Here is a 20,112-nt window from a genome sequence, read left to right as displayed (position 1 = left end):
GTCTCCATGCGGGAGAGCGCCGTTTTTGCATTTTAGCGGACGCCCAGCAGGTCGATCTCGAAGACCAGCGGAGCGTCGGGCGGGATCAGGTCGCCAGCGCCTTCGTGGCCATAGGCTTGCGCCGAAGGAATCACCACTCGCCAGCACGCGCCGACAGGCATCGCTCGCAACGCTGTGCGCCATCCCTCTATCACACTGTCCAGGGCGAACCACTCGGCGCTTTCGCTCTGGTCGAACACTTGACCGTCGGCGAGCAGGCCGCGGTAACGGACGTGTACCTGGGTTGCCGCGCCGATGCCGTTACCTTGGCCACGACGTAATTCGCTGACGAGGACGCCGCCGGTCAATTCGCGGACGCCGAAGCGGGCTTTTTCGTTGGCCAGGAAGCGGGCCTCGGCGGGTGTGATCCGCGGTGTTTCCGTCGTGGCGTTCTCGTGTTGCAGCAGAAGTTGTTCGATGCGTTCGGGGGGGATTTCAAGTGCCTCGCCGCGATAGGCCTGGCGCAGTCCGAGAAGTAGTTCGGATAGCTCTAGGTCGGGCATTTCCTGCTGTAGGCGCGTGCCCAGGCGGGCGCCTACGGCATAGGCCAGTTCGTCCTTGGGGGGCGCGGCGAAAAGCGGCAGCGGCAGTAGAAAAAGACCGATGAAAAGGCGGCGCGGCATGCGGTTTCTCCAGACGAATCGGCGGGCAATCCTGGCGCACGTCGCTTGTAGCACATCGAACCCGTTGGCGAGAGGGGGTGTGCGGGTCTAGTATGGGCGCAACCACGTCCGCCTGGAGGCACGTCATGTCGGCCAACAAGAAGCCCGTCACCACCCCCTTGCACCTGTTGCAGCAACTTTCCCACAGCCTTGTCGAGCACCTGGAAGGTGCGTGCAAACAAGCGCTGGTCGATTCGGAAAAGCTCCTGGCCAAACTTGAAAAGCAACGTGGCAAAGCCCAGGAAAAACTGCACAAGGCTCGCACCAAGCTGCAGGATGCTGCCAAGGCCGGCAAGACCAAGGCACAGGCCAAGGCGCGCGAGACCATCAGCGACCTGGAAGAAGCGTTGGATACCCTGAAGGCCCGGCAGGCGGACACCCGTACCTACATCGTCGGCCTCAAGCGTGACGTACAGGAAAGCCTCAAGCTGGCGCAGGGTGTCGGCAAGGTGAAGGAAGCTGCTGGCAAGGCTCTGGAGAGCCGCAAGGCGAAACCCGCGACCAAACCTGCTGCGAAGGCGGCAGCCAAGCCTGCGGTGAAAACCGTAGCGGCGAAGCCTGCGGCCAAGCCTGTGGCGAAAACCGCGGCAGCGAAGCCCGCAGTCAAGCCGGCGGCGAAGCCTGCTGCGAAACCGGCGGCCAAGCCCGCGGCGAAAACCGCAGCCGCGAAGCCCGCAGCCAAGCCGGTGGCGAAGCCTGCTGCGAAACCGGCGGCCAAGCCCACGGCGAAAACCGCAGCCGCGAAGCCCGCAGCCAAGCCGGCGGCGAAGCCTGTGGCGAAACCGGCGGCCAAGCCCGCGGCGAAAACCGCAGCCGCGAAGCCCGCAGCCAAGCCGGCGGTGAAGCCTGTGGCGAAACCGGCGGCCAAGCCCGCGGCGAAAACCGCAGCCGCGAAGCCCGCAGCCAAGCCGGCGGCCAAGCCTGTGGCGAAACCCGCGGCCGCGAAGCCTGCAGCCAAGCCGGCTGCGAAGCCTGCGGCGAAACCGGTGGCCAAGCCTGCGGCGAAACCCGTAGCCGCGAAACCTGCCGCAGCCAAGCCCGCCACCGCTCCTGCTGCGAAGCCTGCGGCGACTCCCAGCGCCCCGGCAGCCGCCTCCAGCGCTGCTTCGGCAACGCCTGCCGCGGGCAGCAACGGCGCCGCCCCGACCAGCGCCTCCTAAGGCGCTGTCTGCAAAGCCGCCGAGCCAAGCACCAGCAAAGCCCGGCGCTCTGCTTCCGTGCAGATGTCCCGGCTGCAGGCTTGCAGCCAGGCATCCGCATTACGATTCGCCTCCTGGCCCTCCAGCCAGGCTGTGGCCAGGTCGGCCAGGCGTTGCAGGTGTTCCCGTTCCGCTCGTAGTTCCTGGGCCTTCATTTCCTCGCGGAGTTCGGCCAGGCAGGCATCGTGGGTTGCCGCTTCGCGCCAGGCGCAACGCAATCTGCGCAGGGGTTCGATGACCGTTTCGCGCCAGGGGCGCGCGGCGTTCTCCAGGATCTGGGCGCGTTCTTTCGAGCAGCTCACACCGCGCCTTCCAAGCCAGGCGGCGACCAGCAACAGGCAGACGTCCGCACCTTGCTCCTGAAGCGCGAGGCAAGCCGTTTCCACGCCCGGCTGGGCATAGACGTCCACCGCGAATTTCCAGACATTTCCAGTCATACAGCCTCACGCTCCGCAAGGGCGAAACTGATAAACTCCGCCGCCATGATCCGACTCCTCAATCTTACGCTACAGCGCGGGCCGCAGCGCCTCCTGGAAGCTGCTGAACTGACCCTGCACGCCGGCCAGAAAGCCGGTCTCATCGGGGCCAATGGCGCTGGCAAGTCCAGCTTGTTCGCGCTGTTGCGCGGCCAGCTCGGCCAGGATGCCGGCGACTGCCTGTTGCCCGCCGACTGGCGCATCGCGCACATGCGCCAGGAGGTCGATACCCTGGATCGCCTGGCGGTGGATTACGTGCTCGACGGCGACAGTCGCCTGCGCGAGATCCAGGCGGCACTGGCCGCCGCCGAAGCGGCGCACGACGGTTCTGCCCTGGCGCGCCTGCATACCGAACTGGACAACGCCGACGGTTACACCGCCGATGCACGGGCGCGCAGGCTGCTGGCCGGACTCGGCTTCAGCAGCGAGCAGATGGAGCGCCGGGTCGGTGATTTCTCCGGCGGTTGGAGGATGCGCCTGAACCTGGCGCAGGCGCTGATGTGCCCGTCCGACCTGCTGTTGCTCGACGAGCCGACCAACCACCTCGACCTGGACGCCATCCTCTGGCTGGAAGAGTGGCTCAAGGGTTATCCCGGCACTCTGGTGCTGATCTCCCACGACCGCGACTTCCTCGATGCGGTGGTGGGCCATGTGGTGCATCTGGAAAACCGCAAGCTGACCCTCTACCGCGGCGGCTATTCCGCTTTCGAGCGGACCCGCGCCGAGCGGCTGGCTCAGCAACAGCAGGCCTACGAGAAACAGCAGGCGCAGCGTGCGCACATGGAAAGCTTCATCGCCCGCTTCAAGGCCAAGGCCACCAAGGCGCGCCAGGCGCAGAGCCGGATCAAGGCGCTGGAGCGTCTCGAGGAACTGGCGCCGGCACATGTCGATTCGCCGTTCAATTTCAGTTTCCGCGAGTCGGACAAGATCTCCCGGCCGTTGCTGGATCTCGGCGAAGGCCGTCTCGGCTATGGCGACAAGGCGGTGCTGGAGAAGGTCAAGCTGCAACTGGTGCCCGGTGCGCGGATCGGCCTGCTCGGTCCCAACGGCGCCGGCAAGTCGACCCTGATCAAGACCCTGGCCGGGGACCTGCCCGAATTGGGCGGCCGCCTGCTGCGCGGCGAGAACCTGGCCATCGGATACTTCGCCCAGCACCAGCTCGATTCGCTGGACCCACAGGCCAGCCCGTTGCTGCATCTGCAGCGTATCGCCCCCGGCGAGCGCGAACAGACCCTCAAGGACTTCCTTGGCGGCTTCGACTTCCGCGGCGTTCGGGTGGACGAGCCGGTATTGAACTTCTCCGGTGGTGAGAAAGCGCGCCTGGCCCTGGCGCTGATCGCCTGGCAGAAGCCCAACCTGCTGCTGCTTGACGAGCCGACCAACCACCTCGACCTGGAAATGCGCCTGGCCCTGACCTTGGCTCTACAGGAGTTTTCCGGGGCGGTCCTGGTGGTTTCCCACGACCGGCACCTGCTCAAAAGCACCACCGACGAATTCCTCCTGGTCGCCGATGGGCGCGTGGTGCCGTTCGATGGCGATCTCGACGATTACGCCCGCTGGCTGGTCGACTATCGCGCGCGCAAGGCGCCGCAGGCCGAGACCGCGCCGGGCGCGCCGTCCGAACGCACCGACAAGCGCGCCCAGCGCCAGGCAGCGGCCGCGCTGCGCCAGCAGCTGGCGCCGCACAAGCGCGAGGCCGACAAGCTGGAGCGCGAACTCGGCGGCCTGCACGAAAAGCTAGCCGCTATCGAGGCGCGGCTGGGCGACAGCGCCCTGTACGACGTATCGCGAAAGGACGAATTGCGCGAGTTGCTGTCCGAACAATCGAGCCTGAAGGTTCGCGAAGGCGAGCTGGAGGAACGTTGGCTGGAGGCCCTGGAAACCCTCGAAGCCCTGCAGAAAGAACTGGAGGCCAGTGAGTGATGGAAGACTTGCAGGTGTTGACGCAGACCTGGAGCGGGCCGCTGGTGGTGGCGCTGCAGATCCTGCTCATCCTGCTGGTCGCCTGGCTGCTCCAGCGCCTGGTCCGACGCACGGTGACCCGTATCGGCGAGCGTTATCCGGTGCCGCCGGAGCTGCTCCTGCCGCTGCGTGGCGGCCTGCGCTGGCTGATCATGGTCAGCGCACTGATCATGGTGCTGGAGCGCCTGGGCGTGTCCGCCGAAGTGCTGTGGACCGCGCTGACCGGTTTCGCCGCGGTGGCGGCGGTAGCCTTCTTCGCCATCTGGAGCGTGCTCTCCAACCTGTTCTGTGCGTTGCTGATCTTCACCGTCGGACCGTTCCGCATCGGCGACCGCGTGGAGCTGATCGATAGCGCCGACAAACCGGGCGTCACCGGACGCGTGGTTGCCATCAATCTCTTGTATACGACACTGGAAGAAACCCTCGAGGATGGCTCGCCGGGCCCGCTGCTGCAGGTTCCCAACAGCCTGTTCTTCCAGAAAGCCGTGCGTCGCTGGCGTGGGCCAGGTTTTTCAACTCCAACAAAAAACGGGAAATAACTATCTATGGAATGGCTCGCCAGTCCTGAAATCTGGGTCGCGTTCCTGACCCTGACCGCCCTGGAAATCGTCCTCGGCATCGACAACATCATCTTCATCTCGATCCTGGTCGGGCGCCTGCCGCCGGCCCAGCAACCGAAGGCGCGCTTCTTCGGCCTGGCCCTGGCCATGGGCACGCGGATCCTGCTGTTGCTCTCGATCACCTGGGTCATGCGCCTGACCACCGACCTGTTCCACCTGTTCGGCCAGGGCATCTCCGGGCGTGACCTGATCCTCTTCTTCGGCGGCCTGTTCCTGCTGTTCAAGAGCACCATGGAGATCTACCACAGCCTGGAAGGCGCGGAAGAAGAGCAGAAGAGCGGCGGCAAGGCCCACGGCTTCATGGGCATCATCGTCCAGATCGCGATCATCGACATCATCTTCTCCCTGGACTCGGTGATCACCGCCGTCGGTCTGGTGCAGAACGTGCCGGTGATGGTCGCGGCGATCGTCATCTCGGTCGGCGTGATGATGCTGGCGGCAGGCACCATCAGCGACTTCATCGAGAAACACCCATCGCTGAAGATGCTCGCCCTGTCGTTCCTCATCGTGGTCGGAACCGTGCTGGTGGCCGAGTCCTTCGAAGTGCACGTGCCGAAAGGCTACGTCTACTTCGCCATGGCCTTCTCCCTGGCGGTGGAGGCGCTGAACATCCGCTTGCGCGGGGCCATGGCGCGCAAGCGCGGCGAAGAGCCGGTGAAGCTGCGCAAGGGTTCGCCGGACTGAGAGCGTTCGGGGCCAGGGCGAATAGCCGCATCGCGGTGGTCCGCCCAACATGGCTGAGCGCGTATCCTCGGGAAAGCCCGGCATCTGCCGGGTTTTTTCTGTCCGCCAGGTTGCGCCCGCAAAGGTTGGGCGAGGCGCGTGGTCGGAAAACCTGTGCGGCTGCTCCGCCTTGGTGCACACTGGCTTTTTCGTTCCCGCCGCCAGCCGCGTTCGCTTTCCGAGGTGTGCAATGCTCGTCAGTACCTGGTTCGCCTTCTTTCTCGCCTGCTGGGCCATCAGCCTGTCGCCGGGCGCCGGAGCCATCGCCTCGATGTCCTGCGGGTTGCAGTACGGCTTTGCGCGAGGCTACTGGAACGCGCTGGGCCTGCAGATCGGCCTGGCCCTGCAGATCGCCATCGTCGCCGCCGGCGTCGGTGCGTTGCTGGCGACCTCGGCACTGGCTTTCAGCCTGATCAAGTGGTTCGGCGTGGCCTACCTGGTTTACCTGGCGGTGCGCCAGTGGCAGGCGCCGCCACAGGCCTTGAGCACCGATGGCGAACGACCCCTAGGGCGACCGTTGACCCTGGTGCTGCGTGGTTTCCTGGTCAACGCCAGCAATCCCAAGGCGGTGATCTTCATGCTCGCGGTGCTGCCGCAGTTCATCGACCCGCACCAGCCGCTGCTGGCGCAGTACCTGATCATGGGCGGCACCATGATCGTCGTCGACCTGATCGTCATGGCCGGCTACACCGGACTGGCTGCGCGCGTGCTACGCGTACTGCGTTCGCCGCGCCAGCAGAAGCTGGTGAACCGTACCTTCGCCAGCCTGTTCGTCGGCGCCGCGGGGCTGCTGGCGACGGTACGCCGAGCGCCGCTCTGAGCCGCCCGACACGCCGACGGGCGTGATTGTTACAGAGTATTTCTTGCATGGGCGGGAAGGCGAAGGGACAATTTAATCTCTTCCATTCTCACTTCGTCTTCGCCATGCACCCTCCGAAAATCCTGCTGTGGCTGCTGCCGCTGGTCTGCGTGTTCAGCCTTGGAGCTATTGCCGACACGGCCGTCGACCCCTCCCAAGCCTTGCATCTGTTGAGTTACCTGGCGGCCGACTATCCGCCGACCGTGGCTGACGGCAAGATCGTCGACCCCAGCGAATACCAGGAACAGGTGGAATTCGTCGGCAACCTGCAGGCATTGGTCCTGACCCTGCCGATGCGCCCCGAGCGCGCCGAGCTGGAGAGGGGCGTCGCCAGCCTGCGCCAGGCCATCGAGCAGCGCTTGCCGGGAAGGGACGTGGCCCTCCAGGCGCGCAACCTCGAGGCACGGGTGGCGGATATCTACCAGGTGGTGCAGACCCCCGCGATCACCCCCGACCCGAGCCGCGCAGCGCCGATCTATGCCCAGCAGTGCGCGATCTGCCATGGCGATGCGGGCAAGGGCGACGGCCCCGCCGGCATCGGCCTGGAACCGCCGCCGGCGAACCTCACCGATCGCCAGCGCCTCGACCACCTGAGCCTCTACGACCTGCGTAACGTCATCGGCCTGGGCGTGGCCGGCACCGACATGCCGGCGTTCGCCGACCAGCTCGACGAACGCCAGCGCTGGGACCTGGCCAGCTATGTGGCCGGCCTGAGCGCCGGCAGTGCGCAGCCGGACAAGGCCCATGCCTACCCGCTGGCGACCCTGGCCACGCAGACTCCGGCCGAAGTCGCCGAGCACGACGGCGAGGCCGCTGCGGAGAGCTTCCGCGCCCTGCGTGCGCATCCGCCGCTGGAGCAGCGCGGTCCTGGGCAGTTGATCGACTATACCGCCGCCACCCTGGACAAGAGCTTCGCGGTCTATCGCGAAGGCGACCGCGACCAGGCCTACGACCTGTCGGTGGCGGCCTACCTGGAAGGCTTCGAGCTGGTGGAAAGCTCGCTGGACAACGTCGACGCCGATTTGCGCCGCTCCACCGAGAAGCAGCTGATGGCCTACCGCCAGGCGTTGCGCGATGGCCTCCCGGAAACCCAGGTGGCGCAACAGTTGGAGCTGGCCAAGGGCAAGCTGGCAGAGGCCGCCAAGCAGCTTGGCGGCGACTCGCTGAGTTTCTCCATCAGTTTCGTTTCCGCCCTGTTGATCCTGTTGCGCGAAGGGGTAGAGGCAATCCTGGTGCTTGCCGCCATCCTCGCCTTCCTGCGCAATACCGGGCAGGAAAGTGCCGTGCGTGGCGTGCACGTCGGCTGGGGGCTGGCCTTCGTCGCTGGCTTCGCCACCTGGGCGTTGGCCGCCTATGTGATCGATATCGGCGGTGCCCAGCGCGAGCTGATGGAGGGCTTCACCTCGCTGTTCGCCTGCGTGATGGTGCTCTGGCTCGGCGTCTGGATGCACGACCGCCGCCACGCGGCAGCCTGGCAGGACTACATCCGCAGCAGCCTGGTGGGCGGTGGTGGACGCTTCGGCTTCGCAGTGCTGGCGTTCTTCTCGGTCTACCGCGAGTTGTTCGAGGTCATCCTGTTCTACGAAACCCTCTGGTTGCAGGCCGGACCGGCCGGGCACAATGCCGTGATCGGCGGCGCAGCGACCGCCGTGGTCCTACTGATCGGCCTGGCCTGGGTGATCCTGCGTGGCTCGGCGAAACTGCCGCTGGGGTTGTTCTTCAGCATCAACGCGGCGTTGCTCTGTGCGCTCTCGGTGGTGTTCGCCGGACATGGCGTCATCGCCTTGCAGGAAGCCGGGGTGATCGGCACCCGTCCGGTGCCGTTCTTCGACTTCGACTGGCTGGGGATCAAGGCCGACGCCTATTCGCTGTCGGCCCAGGCCATGGCGCTGGTGGCCATCGCGCTGCTCTACGGACGTAGCCGGATCGTCGAGCGCCGGCGTGCGGCGGCCAACGCGGCCGACTGAGCGGGTTCGCGCAACCACGACGGCCAGTGCGATACTGGCCGTCGTCATTTCTACGGAAGTCCGTTCATGCGTATCTGGATCGATGCCGACGCCTGCCCCAAGGCGGCCAAGGAACTGGTCTGCAAGTTCGCCCTCAAGCGCAAGCTGGAAGTCTGGATGGTCGCCGGCCAGCCGCAGGTCAAGCCGCCGTTCGCCTGCGTGCGTCTGGTGGTGGTGGAAAGCGGGATGGATGCGGCTGACGATTACCTGGTGGAGCAGGCCGAGCCGGGCGACCTGGCGATCTGCAGCGACGTACCGCTGGCCGATCGGCTGATCAAGAAACAGGTTGCCGCCCTCGATCCTCGCGGCCGCGAGTTCGACGCGCGGAACATGGGCGATAAGCTGGCCATGCGCAACCTGATGGCCGACCTGCGTGACCAGGGGCAGATGGGCGGCGGCCAGGCGCCCTACGGTGAGCGTGACCGCCAGGCGTTCGCCAACGCCCTGGACCGCCTGCTCACCCGCCTGCAGCGGGAAGCCGATCTACGCGCGAGTCAGCCGCACAGATAGGTACCGGTACCGACGGCGACCAGCGTGCCGTCGTCGCTATGCAGTTCCGAGCGCACCACTGCGACCTTGTTGCCCGAGCGAAGCGGCACCGCATGGGCGGTGAACGTCCGGCCGCGTCCCGGGCGCAGGTAGTCGACGCGCAAGTCGATGGTGCCGAGCTTCGACAGCCGCGCCATGCGCTCGTGGCCTGGCAGTTCGCGATGCCGTTCGAGGGCGCCGATCAGGGCCATCGCTCCGCCGGTGACGTCGAGCAGGCTGGAGATCACCCCGCCGTGGAGAATGCCCTGGACGAAGTTGCCGATCAGTTCGTCCTTCATCGGCAGGTCGAGGACTACCCGCTCGCGGCCGAGGCTCGCCACGCGGATGCCGAGCATGCGGTTGAAGGGGATGCGCTGGAAGAAATCCGCCACCAGTTGGTGGACGTCGTCAGGCAGGGCGGAGGAGGGCGTTTCGCTCATCGCGGCGTCTCGATTCGATGGTTTCGAGACGCACGCTGGCGTAGCGGCACGGATTTGAAAAGGGCGGCGGCGCGACCGCCCTCGTGCTTGGCCGATCAGGCCTTGTCCTGGTCCACCAGTTCGAGCACCCGGTCGACCAGCTTGTTGATCCCGGAAGCGGCTTCGGCGATCGACTGGGCGAGCATGTAGGCCGGGGTGGTCACCAGCTTGCGCGCGCTGTCTTCGACGATCTCGTCCACCGGCGCGTCGATGTGCTCGGCACCCATCTGCTTCAGCGCGTCGGCGGTGTCGGCGTCGTTGCCGATGGTGCATTGGACGCCGGCGCCGTAGATCTTCGCCGCCATCGCCGGAGCGATGCAGATCAGCCCGACTGGCTTGCCGGCTTCGGCGAAAGCCTTGGCCAGCGCCAGCACGTCCGGCTGCACCTGGCATTGCGCGCCATTGATGGCAAAGTCGCTGAGGTTCTTCGCAGCGCCGAAGCCACCGGGCACGATCAGCGCGTCGTAGTCCTCGGCGCGGGCTTCGCGCAGGTCCTTGACTTCGCCGCGGGCGATACGCGCGGACTCGACCAGGACATTGCGGCTTTCCGGCATTTCCTCGCCGGTCAGGTGGTTGACCACATGGTGCTGGGCGATGTTCGGCGCAAAGCATTGTGCCTCGGCGCCGCGCTGGCTGAGGCGGAGCAGGGTGATCACGCTTTCGTGGATTTCCGCGCCATCGTAGACGCCACAACCGGAGAGGATGACGGCAACTTTCTTGTGCATGAGGCTTACTCCTTGGGAACGCAGGATCCGGACCGGACGGGCCTGGCCGGGGTCGGTATCGCGCAAGCATAGCGAGCCGCCGGCCCCGGCGGCCAGCCGGAGCGGAGGGTACAAGGAGTTGGAGTGTGCGAAGGGGCCGGCTGTTCAGTCGCGCCGGCGCGGGTTCACTCGGATTTGTCGGCGTTGCCGCCCGCGCCGTTGCCGCGCGGTGTCTTGAAACGCCGCCATAGCCAGAGCAGCAGGCCCAGCACGATCAGGCCGCCGAGGACCATGAGTTCGTATTTCTTGATGTTGCCGAGCATGCCTTCCAGTACGCTGCCGAAATAGTAGGCGGCGGAGCCCAGCGCGGCGGCCCAGACGATGGCGCCGATGCCGTTGAGAAGAAGATAGCGGGCCGGTGGATAGCCGGACAGGCCGATGGCCACCGGCATCACCGTACGCAGGCCGTAGACGAAGCGGAAACTCAGCACCCACAGGTCAGGATGGCGGCGCACATGGTCCAGCGCCTTGTCGCCGAGCTTCTGCCAGCGCGGCTTGCGCGCCAGCAACCGGCGGCCGTGGCGGCGTCCGAGGAAGTACCAGAGTTGGTCACCGGCGTAGCTGCCGAGGAAGGCGGTGAGAATCACGGTATCCAACTGCATGTAGCCGCGGAAGGCAAGGAACCCGGCCAGCACGAGAATGGTTTCGCCCTCGAAGAAAGTACCGAGAAAAAGGGCGAAATAGCCGAAGTCCTGCAGGAATTGTTGGAGCATCATCGGGGCAGCGAAGCGAAATGAACGCGCAGCCTAACTCGGTTGAGGGCGTGGGGAAAGCGCGATCGTCACGGCCCAGGTCATTGATTGTGCAATGAATGGCCTTTGCCGCTGGCTTTTTGCGATGATTGGCGGTGCGGCAGGATGCCGCGACCTTGAGTCACTGTCGTCGCTTGTTGCCAATCCGTCATAATCAGGGACTATAACTGTCACACTGTGCCCGTTATCTGGGCCCTGGAGTAAACCGTGAGCTTCACTCCCGCCAACCGCGCCTATCCCTACACCCGCCTGCGGCGCAATCGCCGCGATGACTTCTCCCGCCGCCTGGTCCGCGAGAATGTCCTCACCGTCGACGACCTGATCCTGCCGGTGTTCGTCCTCGATGGGGTCAACCAGCGTGAAAGCATTCCGTCGATGCCCGGCGTCGAGCGCCTGTCCATCGACCAGTTGCTGATCGAGGCGGAAGAGTGGGTGGCCCTGGGCATTCCGGCGCTGGCGCTGTTCCCGGTGACCCCGGTGGAGAAGAAGTCCCTGGACGCCGCCGAGGCATACAACCCGGAAGGCATCGCCCAGCGCGCCACCCGCGCCCTGCGCGAGCGCTTTCCGGAGCTGGGCATCATCACCGACGTGGCGCTCGACCCGTTCACCACCCATGGCCAGGACGGCATCCTGGATGACGATGGTTACGTCCTCAACGACGTCAGCATCGACGTGCTGGTACGGCAGGCGCTGTCCCACGCCGAGGCCGGCGCCCAGGTGGTAGCGCCCTCGGACATGATGGACGGTCGCATCGGTGCGATCCGCGAGGCCCTGGAGTCTGCCGGTCACACCAATGTGCGGATCATGGCCTACTCAGCCAAGTACGCCAGCGCCTACTACGGTCCGTTCCGCGATGCGGTCGGCTCGGCTTCGAACCTCGGCAAGGGCAACAAGGCCACCTACCAGATGGATCCGGCGAACAGCGACGAGGCACTTCACGAAGTGGCCGCCGACCTGGCCGAAGGCGCCGACATGGTGATGGTCAAGCCGGGCATGCCCTACCTCGACATCGTGCGTCGGGTGAAGGATGAATTCCGCGCCCCGACCTTTGTCTACCAGGTCAGCGGCGAGTATGCGATGCACATGGGCGCCATCCAGAACGGCTGGCTGGCCGAATCGGTGATCCTCGAATCCCTTACCGCCTTCAAACGTGCCGGCGCCGATGGCATTCTGACCTACTTCGCCAAGCAGGCCGCAGAACAATTAAGACGGGGGCGTTGACCCCCTCGGGAAGATGAATGAATACGCAGCAAGGACTTGATGAGATCGAACGTATCGCCGCCGACGAAACCGTAGTGGCGAACGTGGAAAGCGAAGCAGAAGTGAAGATGGCCGAAACGATCCCGGTGGAAACGCCACCTGCGGTGGTTCCCAGCGTGGATGACAGCAGCCTGTACATTCATCGCGAGCTCTCCCAGTTGCAGTTCAACATCCGCGTGCTGGAACAGGCGCTGGACGAGTCCTACCCGCTCCTGGAGCGGCTGAAGTTCCTCCTCATCTTCTCGAGCAACCTCGACGAATTCTTCGAGATCCGCATCGCCGGCCTGAAGAAGCAGATCACCTTCGCCCGCGAGCAGGCCGGCGCCGACGGCCTGCTGCCGCACCAGGCCCTGGCGCGGATCAGCGAGCTGGTCCACGAGCAGGTATCGCGGCAGTACCGGATCCTCAACGAGACCCTGTTGCCGGAGCTGGCCAAGCACCAGATCCGCTTCATCCGCCGGCGTCACTGGACGCTGAAGATCAAGACCTGGGTGCGGCGCTTCTTCCGCGACGAGATCGCGCCGATCATCACCCCGATCGGCCTCGACCCGACCCACCCGTTCCCGCTGCTGGTGAACAAGAGCCTCAACTTCATCGTCGAGCTGGAGGGGATGGATGCCTTCGGCCGCGACTCCGGCCTGGCGATCATCCCGGCGCCGCGCCTGCTGCCACGGATCATCAAGCTGCCGGAAGACGTTGGCGGCGAGGGCGACAACTACGTGTTCCTGTCGTCGATGATCCACGCCCACGCCGACGACCTGTTCCCCGGCATGAAGGTGAAGGGCTGCTACCAGTTCCGCCTGACCCGCAACGCCGACCTGTCGGTGGACACCGAGGATGTCGAGGACCTGGCCCGCGCGCTGCGCGGCGAGCTGTTCTCGCGTCGCTACGGGGATGCGGTACGCCTGGAGGTGGTGGATACCTGCCCGCAGAACCTGACCAACTACCTGCTCAAGCAGTTCGGCCTGTCCGAAAGCGAGTTGTACAAGGTCAGCGGCCCGGTCAACCTGACCCGCCTGTTCAGCGTCACCGGCCTGGAAAGCCATCCGGAGCTGCAGTACCCGCCCTTCACCCCGGCGATCCCGCGTCTTTTGCAGAAGAAGGAAAACCTCTTCAACGTCCTCAGCAAGCTCGATGTGTTGCTGATGCACCCGTTCGAATCCTTCACCCCGGTGATCGACCTGCTGCGCCAGGCCGCCAAGGATCCGAACGTGCTGGCGATCAAGCAGACCCTGTACCGCAGCGGTGCCAACTCTGAGATCGTCGACGCCCTGGTCGAGGCGGCACGCAACGGCAAGGAGGTCACCGCGGTGATCGAGCTGCGCGCCCGCTTCGACGAAGAGTCCAACCTGCAACTGGCCAGCCGCCTGCAACAGGCCGGCGCGGTAGTGATCTACGGCGTGGTCGGCTTCAAGACCCACGCCAAGATGATGCTGATCCTCCGTCGCGAGGACGGCGAACTGCGCCGCTACGCGCACCTGGGCACCGGCAACTACCATGCCGGCAACGCTCGCCTGTACACCGACTACAGCCTGCTGACCGCCGACGTGGCGCTCTGCGAGGACCTGCACAAGCTGTTCAACCAACTGATCGGGATGGGCAAGACGCTGCGCATGAAGAAGCTGTTGCATGCGCCGTTCACCCTGAAGAAGAACCTGCTGGAAATGATCAACCGCGAGGCGGCCCAGGCGGCGCTCGGCCAGCCGGCGCACATCATGGCCAAGGTCAACTCGCTGACCGATCCGAAGGTCATCCGCGCCCTGTACAAGGCCAGCCAGGCCGGGGTCAGGATCGACCTGGTGGTGCGTGGCATGTGCTGCCTGCGGCCAGGCATCCCGGGGGTCTCGCACAATATCCACGTGCGCTCGATCATCGGACGCTTCCTCGAGCACAGCCGCATCTACTACTTCCTCAACGGCGGCGACGAGAAGCTCTATCTATCCAGCGCCGACTGGATGGAGCGCAACCTCGACATGCGCGTCGAGACCTGCTTCCCGGTGGAAGGCAAGAAGCTGGTGCAGCGGGTCAAGAAGGAACTGGAAACGTATCTGACCGACAACACCCAGGCCTGGGTGTTGCAGGCCGACGGTAGCTACCAGCGGCTCAGCCCCACCGGTAACCAGAACCCCCGCAATACCCAGGCGACCCTGCTGGAGAAGCTGGCCGCGCCGGTGCTTACCGCACGTTGAGGCTGTAGCCGACCCGCTTGAGCCATTCGGCTTCCTGGGCGAAGTCGGCCTGGGTCAGCGGGTTGGCTTCCAGCCAGCCCTCGGGGAAGGTCACCGAAAGGCTCTTGGGCTCTGCCTTCAGGCGCACCGAGGGCATTTCCTGGGTGCCGCGAATGTGGTGGAAGAGGATCGCGAAGCGCAGCACGATGCACAGGCGCACCAACTTGTCGCCTTCCGCGGCGAACTCCGCCAGCTTATCCGCCGGAATGTTGCGGCGGTGGCCGCGTACCAGTAGCGACAGCATCTGCTGGTCCTGGCGCGAGAAGCCAGCCAGGTCGGAGTGCTCGATCAGGTAGGCGCCGTGCTTGTGGTAGTGGTAATGGGCGATGTCCAGGCCGATCTCGTGGACCCGTGCGCCCCAGCTCAGCAGGTCGCGGTGCAGTTCGTCGTTCAGCTCCCAGGCGTCGCCGACTTCGGCAAGCACCTTGAGGGCCTTGGCCTCCACCCGCGAAGCCTGCTCCGGATCGACGTGGTAGCGCTGCATCAGCGAACTGATGGTGCGTTCGCGCACGTCCTCGTGCTGGTGACGGCCGACCAGGTCGTAGAGAACGCCTTCGCGCAGGGCGCCCTCGGAGTGAACCATCTGTTCCAGTTCCAGCGCGTCGAAGATCGCTTCGAGAATGGCCAGTCCGGCCGGGAAGATGGTCCGGCGGTCCGGCTTGATCCCTTCCAGATCGAGCTTCTCCACGTCGCCGAGCTTGAGCACCTTGCGCTTCAGCCAGGCCAGTCCGTCCGGGCTGATCTCGCCGTTGCCGTGGCCGCCGGCCTTGATCGCCAGCGCCACTGCGCGGATGGTGCCGGAGGCGCCGACCGCCTGTTGCCAGCCGAGGCGCCGCAGGCTGTTCTCGATGCCCATCAGTTCCAGGCGTGCGGCGGTGTACGCCTGGGCGTAGCGGGCCGGGGTGATCTTGCCGTCGCGGAAGTAGCGTTGGGTGTAGCTGACGCAACCCATCTGCAGGCTTTCCCGCAGCTCGGACTCGAAACCCTGGCCGATGATGAACTCGGTGCTGCCGCCGCCGATGTCGCTGACCAGCCGGCGACCGCCGCTGTCGGGCATGCTGTTGGCGACGCCGAGGTAGATCAGGCGGGCTTCCTCGCGGCCGGAGATGACTTCCACGGGATGGCCGAGAACCTCTTCCGCACGACGGATGAAATCGCTGCGGTTGCGCGCCTCGCGCAAGGCGTTGGTCGCGACCACGCGTACGGAACCCTGGGGCATGCCGCTGATGAACTGGGCGAAGCGGCGTAGGCAGTCGAGGCCACGCTGGGTGGCCTCCTCGCTGAGATTGCGCTCCTCGTCGAGGCCGGCGGCCAGTTGAACCTTCTCGCCCAGCCGTTCGAGGATGCGGACTTCGCCGTGGATATTGGCCTTGGCCAGACAGAGGTGGAAACTGTTGGAACCCAGGTCCAGGGCGGCAATCAGCGGGAATGCCTCGGCAGGTTTTTGCGGCATGCTTTGCAAGTCCATTGGAAAACTGCGCCATCCTGCCACGATAGGGCGAGGGTCGCCAATGCGGCAGCCGATCAATCGGGAATCAGCCGACCAACGATAGAGACTCTCAATCGGCTGCGCCTTCCGGCGAGGGTCAAGGCGGGATATGATGGTCGGCACTTTCGCGTTTCAATTCGCGTCCGACTACGGAGAGATTTCATGAGCGAACATATCGTCAACGTTACTGATGCCAGCTTCGAGCAGGACGTGCTGAAGGCCGACGGCCCTGTGCTGGTGGACTACTGGGCCGAGTGGTGCGGTCCGTGCAAGATGATCGCGCCGGTGCTGGACGAAGTCGCCAGGGACTATCAGGGCAAGCTGAAGGTCTGCAAGCTGAACATCGACGAGAACCAGGACACCCCGCCGAAGTACGGCGTGCGTGGCATCCCTACCCTGATGCTGTTCAAGGACGGCAATGTCGAGGCGACCAAGGTCGGCGCACTGTCCAAGTCGCAGTTGGCGGCCTTCCTCGACGCCAATATCTGAGCCGGGCCCAGGCCTCGCTGGAAAGCCCCGCGATTCGCGGGGCTTTTTTTTGCGTTTCTATAGACGCCACGCGGCCACGGTGTTAAATTCGGGTTCGCGACGTTTTTTCCGTCGCCTTCTGCATGCCGTCCCGGACGCACTTCCTACTCGAACTTTCTAGCGCTCCTGTCGCCCCCTTGCGACACGGCTTTCCCAAGCTCGACGCTTTCTCCAATTCCTCTTTCTGCGTACCTATCTCTTTCCTATGAATCTGACCGAACTCAAGCAAAAGCCGATTGCCGAACTGCTGGAAATGTCCGATGCCATGGGCCTGGAAAACATGGCCCGTTCGCGCAAGCAGGACATCATCTTCGCCCTGCTGAAGAAGCACGCGAAAAGTGGTGAAGAGATCTCCGGCGATGGCGTGCTGGAGATTCTTCAGGACGGCTTCGGCTTCCTGCGCTCCGCCGACTCTTCCTACCTGGCCGGCCCCGACGACATCTATGTCTCGCCGAGCCAGATCCGGCGCTTCAACCTGCGCACGGGCGACACCATCATCGGCAAGATCCGGCCGCCGAAAGAGGGCGAACGCTACTTCGCCCTGCTCAAGGTCGACTCGATCAACTTCGATCGTCCGGAGAATGCGAAGAACAAGATTCTCTTCGAGAACCTGACGCCGCTGTTCCCCAACGAGCGGATGAAGATGGAAGCCGGCAACGGCTCCACCGAAGACCTGACCGGCCGCGTCATCGATCTCTGCGCGCCGATCGGCAAGGGCCAGCGCGGCCTGATCGTGGCGCCGCCGAAGGCGGGCAAGACCATCATGCTGCAGAACATCGCCAGCAACATCACCCGCAACAACCCCGAATGCCACCTGATCGTACTGCTGATCGACGAGCGCCCTGAGGAAGTGACCGAAATGCAGCGCACCGTGCGCGGCGAAGTGGTCGCCTCGACCTTTGACGAACCGCCGACCCGTCACGTACAGGTCGCCGAGATGGTGATCGAGAAGGCCAAGCGCCTGGTCGAGCACAAGAAGGACGTGGTCATCCTGCTCGACTCCATCACCCGTCTGGCGCGGGCCTACAACACCGTGATCCCCAGCTCCGGCAAGGTGCTCACCGGCGGTGTCGACGCCCATGCCTTGGAGAAGCCGAAGCGCTTCTTCGGCGCCGCGCGGAACATCGAAGAGGGCGGTTCTCTTACGATTCTCGCCACGGCGTTGGTGGAAACCGGCTCGAAGATGGACGAGGTGATCTACGAGGAATTCAAGGGTACCGGCAACATGGAACTCCCATTGGATCGCAAGATCGCCGAGAAGCGCGTGTTCCCGGCCATCAACATCAACCGTTCGGGTACCCGCCGCGAAGAGCTGCTGACCAGCGAGGACGAGCTCCAGCGCATGTGGATCCTGCGCAAGATCCTGCACCCGATGGACGAGATCTCCGCGATCGAATTCCTCATCGACAAGCTCAAGCAGACCAAGACCAACGATGAGTTCTTCGATTCGATGAAACGAAAGTAGTCTTCGAGAGTACCAAACAAAGGCGCTCCGGTTGACCGGGGCGCCTTTTGCATATCTGGAGGGACGTGGATGTCGAGCCTGGCCTATCGAAGGGACATCGATGGTTTGCGAGCGTTGGCCATTCTGCCGGTGGTGTTCTACCACCTTGGCTTGGGGGGCATCACCGGCGGCTATGTGGGCGTCGATGTTTTCCTGGTCATTTCCGGCTACCTGATCACTTCGATCATCCGGCGCGAGCAGCAGGCCGGACGTTTCAGCTTCGTCGACTTCTGGGCGCGCCGGGCACGCCGCATTCTCCCCGCGCTGTTCGTGATGATGGCGGCGAGCCTGGTGATCGGCTGGTTCCTCATGGCGCCGCGCGACTACGAAGAGTTAGGGCGTTCGGTTCGCTACCAGACGATGTTCGCCTCGAACATCCTGTTCTGGAAGCAGGATGGCTATTTCGACGCCGCGTCCGAATTCAAGCCGCTATTGCATACCTGGTCGTTGTCGGTGGAAGAGCAGTTCTACATTCTCTTCCCTCTACTGCTGGCCGCGGTCTCCGGGCGTCTGCTGCGCTGGCGGCTCGCCATCCTCCTCGCGGTCCTGGCGCTATCGCTGGCGGCCAGCGTCTGGGCGGTGAACCAGCGACCTGGCAGTGCATTCTTCCTCCTGCCGATGCGCGCCTGGGAACTCCTGGCGGGTGCCGCGCTGGCATTGCTGCCGGGCGGTAGCCGCGGTCATTCGCAGTGGTCCCTGCAACTGGCGGCCACCCTCGGGATAGCGGCGACTCTCCTGCCGGTGTTCTTCTACGACAGCGACACTCCTTTCCCCGGCCTCGCGGCGCTGCCGGCGGTGCTTGGCACCGCCCTGCTGATCTGGGCCAACGGCGCCGGTGACACCTGGGCTCGCCGCCTGCTGGGCTGGCAACCGCTGGTCTGGTTCGGTCTGATCTCCTATTCGCTGTACCTCTGGCACTGGCCGCTGTACGTCTTCGTCCAGTACCACGCACTGGAGACCCTGGGCCTGCCGGCACGCCTGGGGTTGCTGGCGGCGAGCATCGGCCTGGCGGCACTGTCGCTGTACTACGTCGAGGCACCGTTCCGCGAGCGCAAGCTGTTCGCCGGGCGCCGGCAGATGCTTGGCGCGGCGCTGTGCAGCTTGCTGCTGCTGGGAGTCGTCGGCCAGTTGGTGCGGCATTACGACGGCGTGCCGTCGCGTCTTTCCGAGGAAGCCTTGCGTTATGCCAAGGCGTCCAAGTGGCGCGATGGGCAGACCGACTGCATGTTCGACAAGAAGGCGCTCAGTCAGGAAAGCATCTGCCGCTTCCCGGCGGAACTGGCTGCCGAACGACCGCTGCTGGTCAGTTGGGGCGACAGCCATTCCGCGGCGTTGAGCCCGCTGCTGCGCGAACTGGCTGCCAGTCGCCGGGTGCCGATCTGGCAGGCTTCGCTGGCGGGCTGTCCGCCGTTGCTGGGGATGCTGGAAAAGGACAATTGCCTGCGTTTCAACCAGCAGATGCTCGAGTTCGTCGAACAGCAGCGGCCGGGCGGGGTGATCCTCGCCGGGCGCTGGGACATGTATGTCTACGGCGACTCGCAGGACGGCACCCGCAACATTCTCCGCGAGCCGGACGACACGCCGGACAGCTCGATCGCCGAGGCGCTGCTGCGGCAACGCCTGAGCGGGATGATCGAAAGGCTGAACGCGGCCGACGTACATGTCTGGCTGGTCAAGGACGTACCGCTGCTGCCATTCAAGGCACCGGCGCGGCTGGTGCGGCTGAGTCTGAGCGGGGAGGATGTCGGGCGCGCACGTTTTCCCTTCGCTGAGCACACTGCGCGCGTCGCCTACGTGAATGCGCTGTTCGATGCGCTGGCCGAAGGCAACCCGCGGGTGAGCGTGATCGACCCCTCCAGCGTGCTCTGCGATGGCCTGGATTGTTTCGCCGAACGTGATGGCTGGTCGCTGTACATGGATAACAACCACCTTTCGACCCAGGGGGCCCATGAACTCGGGCCTTTGTTCGAGCCGATGCTACAGAGCCTCGACGACTCGCGGATCGCCAGCCAGCAGTGACCGAATGCCGCGTTT

18 protein-coding genes are annotated in these 20,112 nt (G+C 64.9%); 12 read left to right on the top strand and 6 right to left on the bottom strand.

All coding sequences use genetic code 11. The features are described from left to right. Positions 1-32: 32 nt before the first annotated feature. Positions 33-662, bottom strand: coding sequence for an FKBP-type peptidyl-prolyl cis-trans isomerase (locus tag VQ067_RS28720; protein ID WP_009314493.1), 630 nt, complete (start codon positions 660-662; stop codon positions 33-35). Positions 663-787: 125 nt separating this feature from the next. On the opposite strand from VQ067_RS28720, the gene VQ067_RS28715 reads away from it, so the two are divergent. Continuing rightward, a complete protein-coding gene (locus VQ067_RS28715) occupies positions 788-1,861 on the top strand; it encodes an AlgP family protein (RefSeq protein WP_060853551.1) in 1,074 nt (357 codons plus the stop codon). Here the strand turns inward: VQ067_RS28715 and VQ067_RS28710 are convergent. After that, positions 1,858-2,337 (bottom strand): TIGR02444 family protein, encoded by a 480-nt coding sequence (locus tag VQ067_RS28710; RefSeq protein ID WP_003096377.1) that lies wholly within the window; start codon positions 2,335-2,337, stop codon positions 1,858-1,860. The two genes, VQ067_RS28715 and VQ067_RS28710, sit on opposite strands and share 4 nt — an antisense overlap. Positions 2,338-2,382: 45 nt before the next feature. Here VQ067_RS28710 and VQ067_RS28705 point away from each other — a divergent pair, with 45 nt between their 5' ends. From VQ067_RS28705 to VQ067_RS28680, 6 genes are all read left to right on the top strand, one after another. Next, positions 2,383-4,299, top strand: a complete 1,917-nt coding sequence (locus tag VQ067_RS28705) for an ATP-binding cassette domain-containing protein (protein ID WP_023098227.1) — start codon at positions 2,383-2,385, stop codon at positions 4,297-4,299. Then, positions 4,299-4,877 (top strand): mechanosensitive ion channel family protein, encoded by a 579-nt coding sequence (locus VQ067_RS28700; protein ID WP_003111256.1) that lies wholly within the window; start codon positions 4,299-4,301, stop codon positions 4,875-4,877. Before VQ067_RS28705 ends, VQ067_RS28700 begins: the two co-directional genes overlap by 1 nt. Positions 4,878-4,883: 6 nt before the next feature. Next, positions 4,884-5,642, top strand: coding sequence for a TerC family protein (locus VQ067_RS28695; RefSeq protein WP_003096367.1), 759 nt, complete (start codon positions 4,884-4,886; stop codon positions 5,640-5,642). A 229-nt stretch (positions 5,643-5,871) separates the two neighbouring features. After that, complete coding sequence (locus VQ067_RS28690) at positions 5,872-6,501, top strand: LysE family transporter (RefSeq protein WP_003096365.1); 630 nt, start codon at positions 5,872-5,874, stop codon at positions 6,499-6,501. A 104-nt stretch (positions 6,502-6,605) separates the two neighbouring features. Next, positions 6,606-8,507 (top strand): cytochrome c/FTR1 family iron permease, encoded by a 1,902-nt coding sequence (locus VQ067_RS28685; protein ID WP_023980291.1) that lies wholly within the window; start codon positions 6,606-6,608, stop codon positions 8,505-8,507. Between the two features lie 66 nt (positions 8,508-8,573). Then, on the top strand, positions 8,574-9,056 hold the full coding sequence (locus VQ067_RS28680) for a YaiI/YqxD family protein (RefSeq protein WP_003099218.1): 483 nt from the start codon (positions 8,574-8,576) through the stop codon (positions 9,054-9,056). Here VQ067_RS28680 and VQ067_RS28675 read toward each other — a convergent pair. The 3 genes from VQ067_RS28675 to VQ067_RS28665 all read right to left on the bottom strand — a co-directional run bounded on the left by VQ067_RS28675 (position 9,041) and on the right by VQ067_RS28665 (position 11,033). After that, positions 9,041-9,514: a thioesterase family protein gene (locus VQ067_RS28675; RefSeq protein WP_003111254.1), complete on the bottom strand. Its 474-nt coding sequence runs from the start codon at positions 9,512-9,514 to the stop codon at positions 9,041-9,043. The two genes, VQ067_RS28680 and VQ067_RS28675, sit on opposite strands and share 16 nt — an antisense overlap. Before the next feature lie 95 nt (positions 9,515-9,609). After that, entirely contained in the window at positions 9,610-10,278 is a 669-nt protein-coding gene (gene elbB / locus VQ067_RS28670) for an isoprenoid biosynthesis glyoxalase ElbB (RefSeq protein ID WP_003099212.1), read from the bottom strand. 164 nt (positions 10,279-10,442) lie between these two features. Beyond that, positions 10,443-11,033, bottom strand: coding sequence for a DedA family protein (locus VQ067_RS28665; RefSeq protein ID WP_003096354.1), 591 nt, complete (start codon positions 11,031-11,033; stop codon positions 10,443-10,445). Between the two features lie 243 nt (positions 11,034-11,276). Here VQ067_RS28665 and hemB point away from each other — a divergent pair, with 243 nt between their 5' ends. Next, a complete protein-coding gene (hemB, locus tag VQ067_RS28660) occupies positions 11,277-12,290 on the top strand; it encodes a porphobilinogen synthase (protein ID WP_003096352.1) in 1,014 nt (337 codons plus the stop codon). 17 nt (positions 12,291-12,307) lie between these two features. Then, the gene (gene ppk1, locus VQ067_RS28655) at positions 12,308-14,518 is read left to right on the top strand and encodes a polyphosphate kinase 1 (protein ID WP_003096343.1); all 2,211 of its coding nucleotides are present in this window, start codon (positions 12,308-12,310) and stop codon (positions 14,516-14,518) included. On the opposite strand, the gene ppx is transcribed toward ppk1, so the two are convergent. Further along, positions 14,505-16,010 carry an exopolyphosphatase gene (gene ppx, locus VQ067_RS28650; protein ID WP_003099207.1) on the bottom strand — a complete coding sequence of 502 codons (1,506 nt, stop codon included), beginning with the start codon at positions 16,008-16,010 and terminating at the stop codon, positions 14,505-14,507. The two genes, ppk1 and ppx, sit on opposite strands and share 14 nt — an antisense overlap. Positions 16,011-16,208: 198 nt before the next feature. Between ppx and trxA the strand changes: the two genes are divergently transcribed. The 3 genes from trxA (at position 16,209) to VQ067_RS28635 (ending at position 20,097) form a co-directional block, all read left to right on the top strand. Continuing rightward, positions 16,209-16,535: a thioredoxin TrxA gene (trxA, locus tag VQ067_RS28645; RefSeq protein ID WP_003096336.1), complete on the top strand. Its 327-nt coding sequence runs from the start codon at positions 16,209-16,211 to the stop codon at positions 16,533-16,535. A gap of 244 nt (positions 16,536-16,779) precedes the next feature. Continuing rightward, entirely contained in the window at positions 16,780-18,039 is a 1,260-nt protein-coding gene (gene rho, locus VQ067_RS28640; protein WP_003096334.1) for a transcription termination factor Rho, read from the top strand. A gap of 69 nt (positions 18,040-18,108) precedes the next feature. After that, complete coding sequence (locus tag VQ067_RS28635; RefSeq protein WP_033991277.1) at positions 18,109-20,097, top strand: acyltransferase family protein; 1,989 nt, start codon at positions 18,109-18,111, stop codon at positions 20,095-20,097. The last annotated feature ends 15 nt before the right edge of the window (positions 20,098-20,112 follow it).

Source organism: Pseudomonas sp. KBN12P06040, assembly GCF_037574965.1.
In the GTDB taxonomy this organism is placed as follows: domain Bacteria; phylum Pseudomonadota; class Gammaproteobacteria; order Pseudomonadales; family Pseudomonadaceae; genus Pseudomonas; species Pseudomonas aeruginosa.
The sequence above is the reverse complement of the archived record's forward strand: the minus strand, read 5'-3'. Positions and strand labels throughout refer to the sequence as shown.

Bases quoted from the DNA above. Each gene is read 5' to 3' on its own strand.
- VQ067_RS28720 (WP_009314493.1), bottom strand. From the start codon at position 662: ATGCCGCGCCGCCTTTTCATCGGTCTTTTTCTACTGCCGCTGCCGCTT.
- VQ067_RS28715 (WP_060853551.1), top strand. From the start codon at position 788: ATGTCGGCCAACAAGAAGCCCGTCACCACCCCCTTGCACCTGTTGCAG.
- VQ067_RS28710 (WP_003096377.1), bottom strand. From the start codon at position 2,337: ATGACTGGAAATGTCTGGAAATTCGCGGTGGACGTCTATGCCCAGCCG.
- VQ067_RS28705 (WP_023098227.1), top strand. From the start codon at position 2,383: ATGATCCGACTCCTCAATCTTACGCTACAGCGCGGGCCGCAGCGCCTC.
- VQ067_RS28700 (WP_003111256.1), top strand. From the start codon at position 4,299: ATGGAAGACTTGCAGGTGTTGACGCAGACCTGGAGCGGGCCGCTGGTG.
- VQ067_RS28695 (WP_003096367.1), top strand. From the start codon at position 4,884: ATGGAATGGCTCGCCAGTCCTGAAATCTGGGTCGCGTTCCTGACCCTG.
- VQ067_RS28690 (WP_003096365.1), top strand. From the start codon at position 5,872: ATGCTCGTCAGTACCTGGTTCGCCTTCTTTCTCGCCTGCTGGGCCATC.
- VQ067_RS28685 (WP_023980291.1), top strand. From the start codon at position 6,606: ATGCACCCTCCGAAAATCCTGCTGTGGCTGCTGCCGCTGGTCTGCGTG.
- VQ067_RS28680 (WP_003099218.1), top strand. From the start codon at position 8,574: ATGCGTATCTGGATCGATGCCGACGCCTGCCCCAAGGCGGCCAAGGAA.
- VQ067_RS28675 (WP_003111254.1), bottom strand. From the start codon at position 9,514: ATGAGCGAAACGCCCTCCTCCGCCCTGCCTGACGACGTCCACCAACTG.
- elbB (WP_003099212.1), bottom strand. From the start codon at position 10,278: ATGCACAAGAAAGTTGCCGTCATCCTCTCCGGTTGTGGCGTCTACGAT.
- VQ067_RS28665 (WP_003096354.1), bottom strand. From the start codon at position 11,033: ATGATGCTCCAACAATTCCTGCAGGACTTCGGCTATTTCGCCCTTTTT.
- ppk1 (WP_003096343.1), top strand. From the start codon at position 12,308: ATGAATACGCAGCAAGGACTTGATGAGATCGAACGTATCGCCGCCGAC.
- ppx (WP_003099207.1), bottom strand. From the start codon at position 16,010: ATGCCGCAAAAACCTGCCGAGGCATTCCCGCTGATTGCCGCCCTGGAC.
- trxA (WP_003096336.1), top strand. From the start codon at position 16,209: ATGAGCGAACATATCGTCAACGTTACTGATGCCAGCTTCGAGCAGGAC.
- rho (WP_003096334.1), top strand. From the start codon at position 16,780: ATGAATCTGACCGAACTCAAGCAAAAGCCGATTGCCGAACTGCTGGAA.
- VQ067_RS28635 (WP_033991277.1), top strand. From the start codon at position 18,109: ATGTCGAGCCTGGCCTATCGAAGGGACATCGATGGTTTGCGAGCGTTG.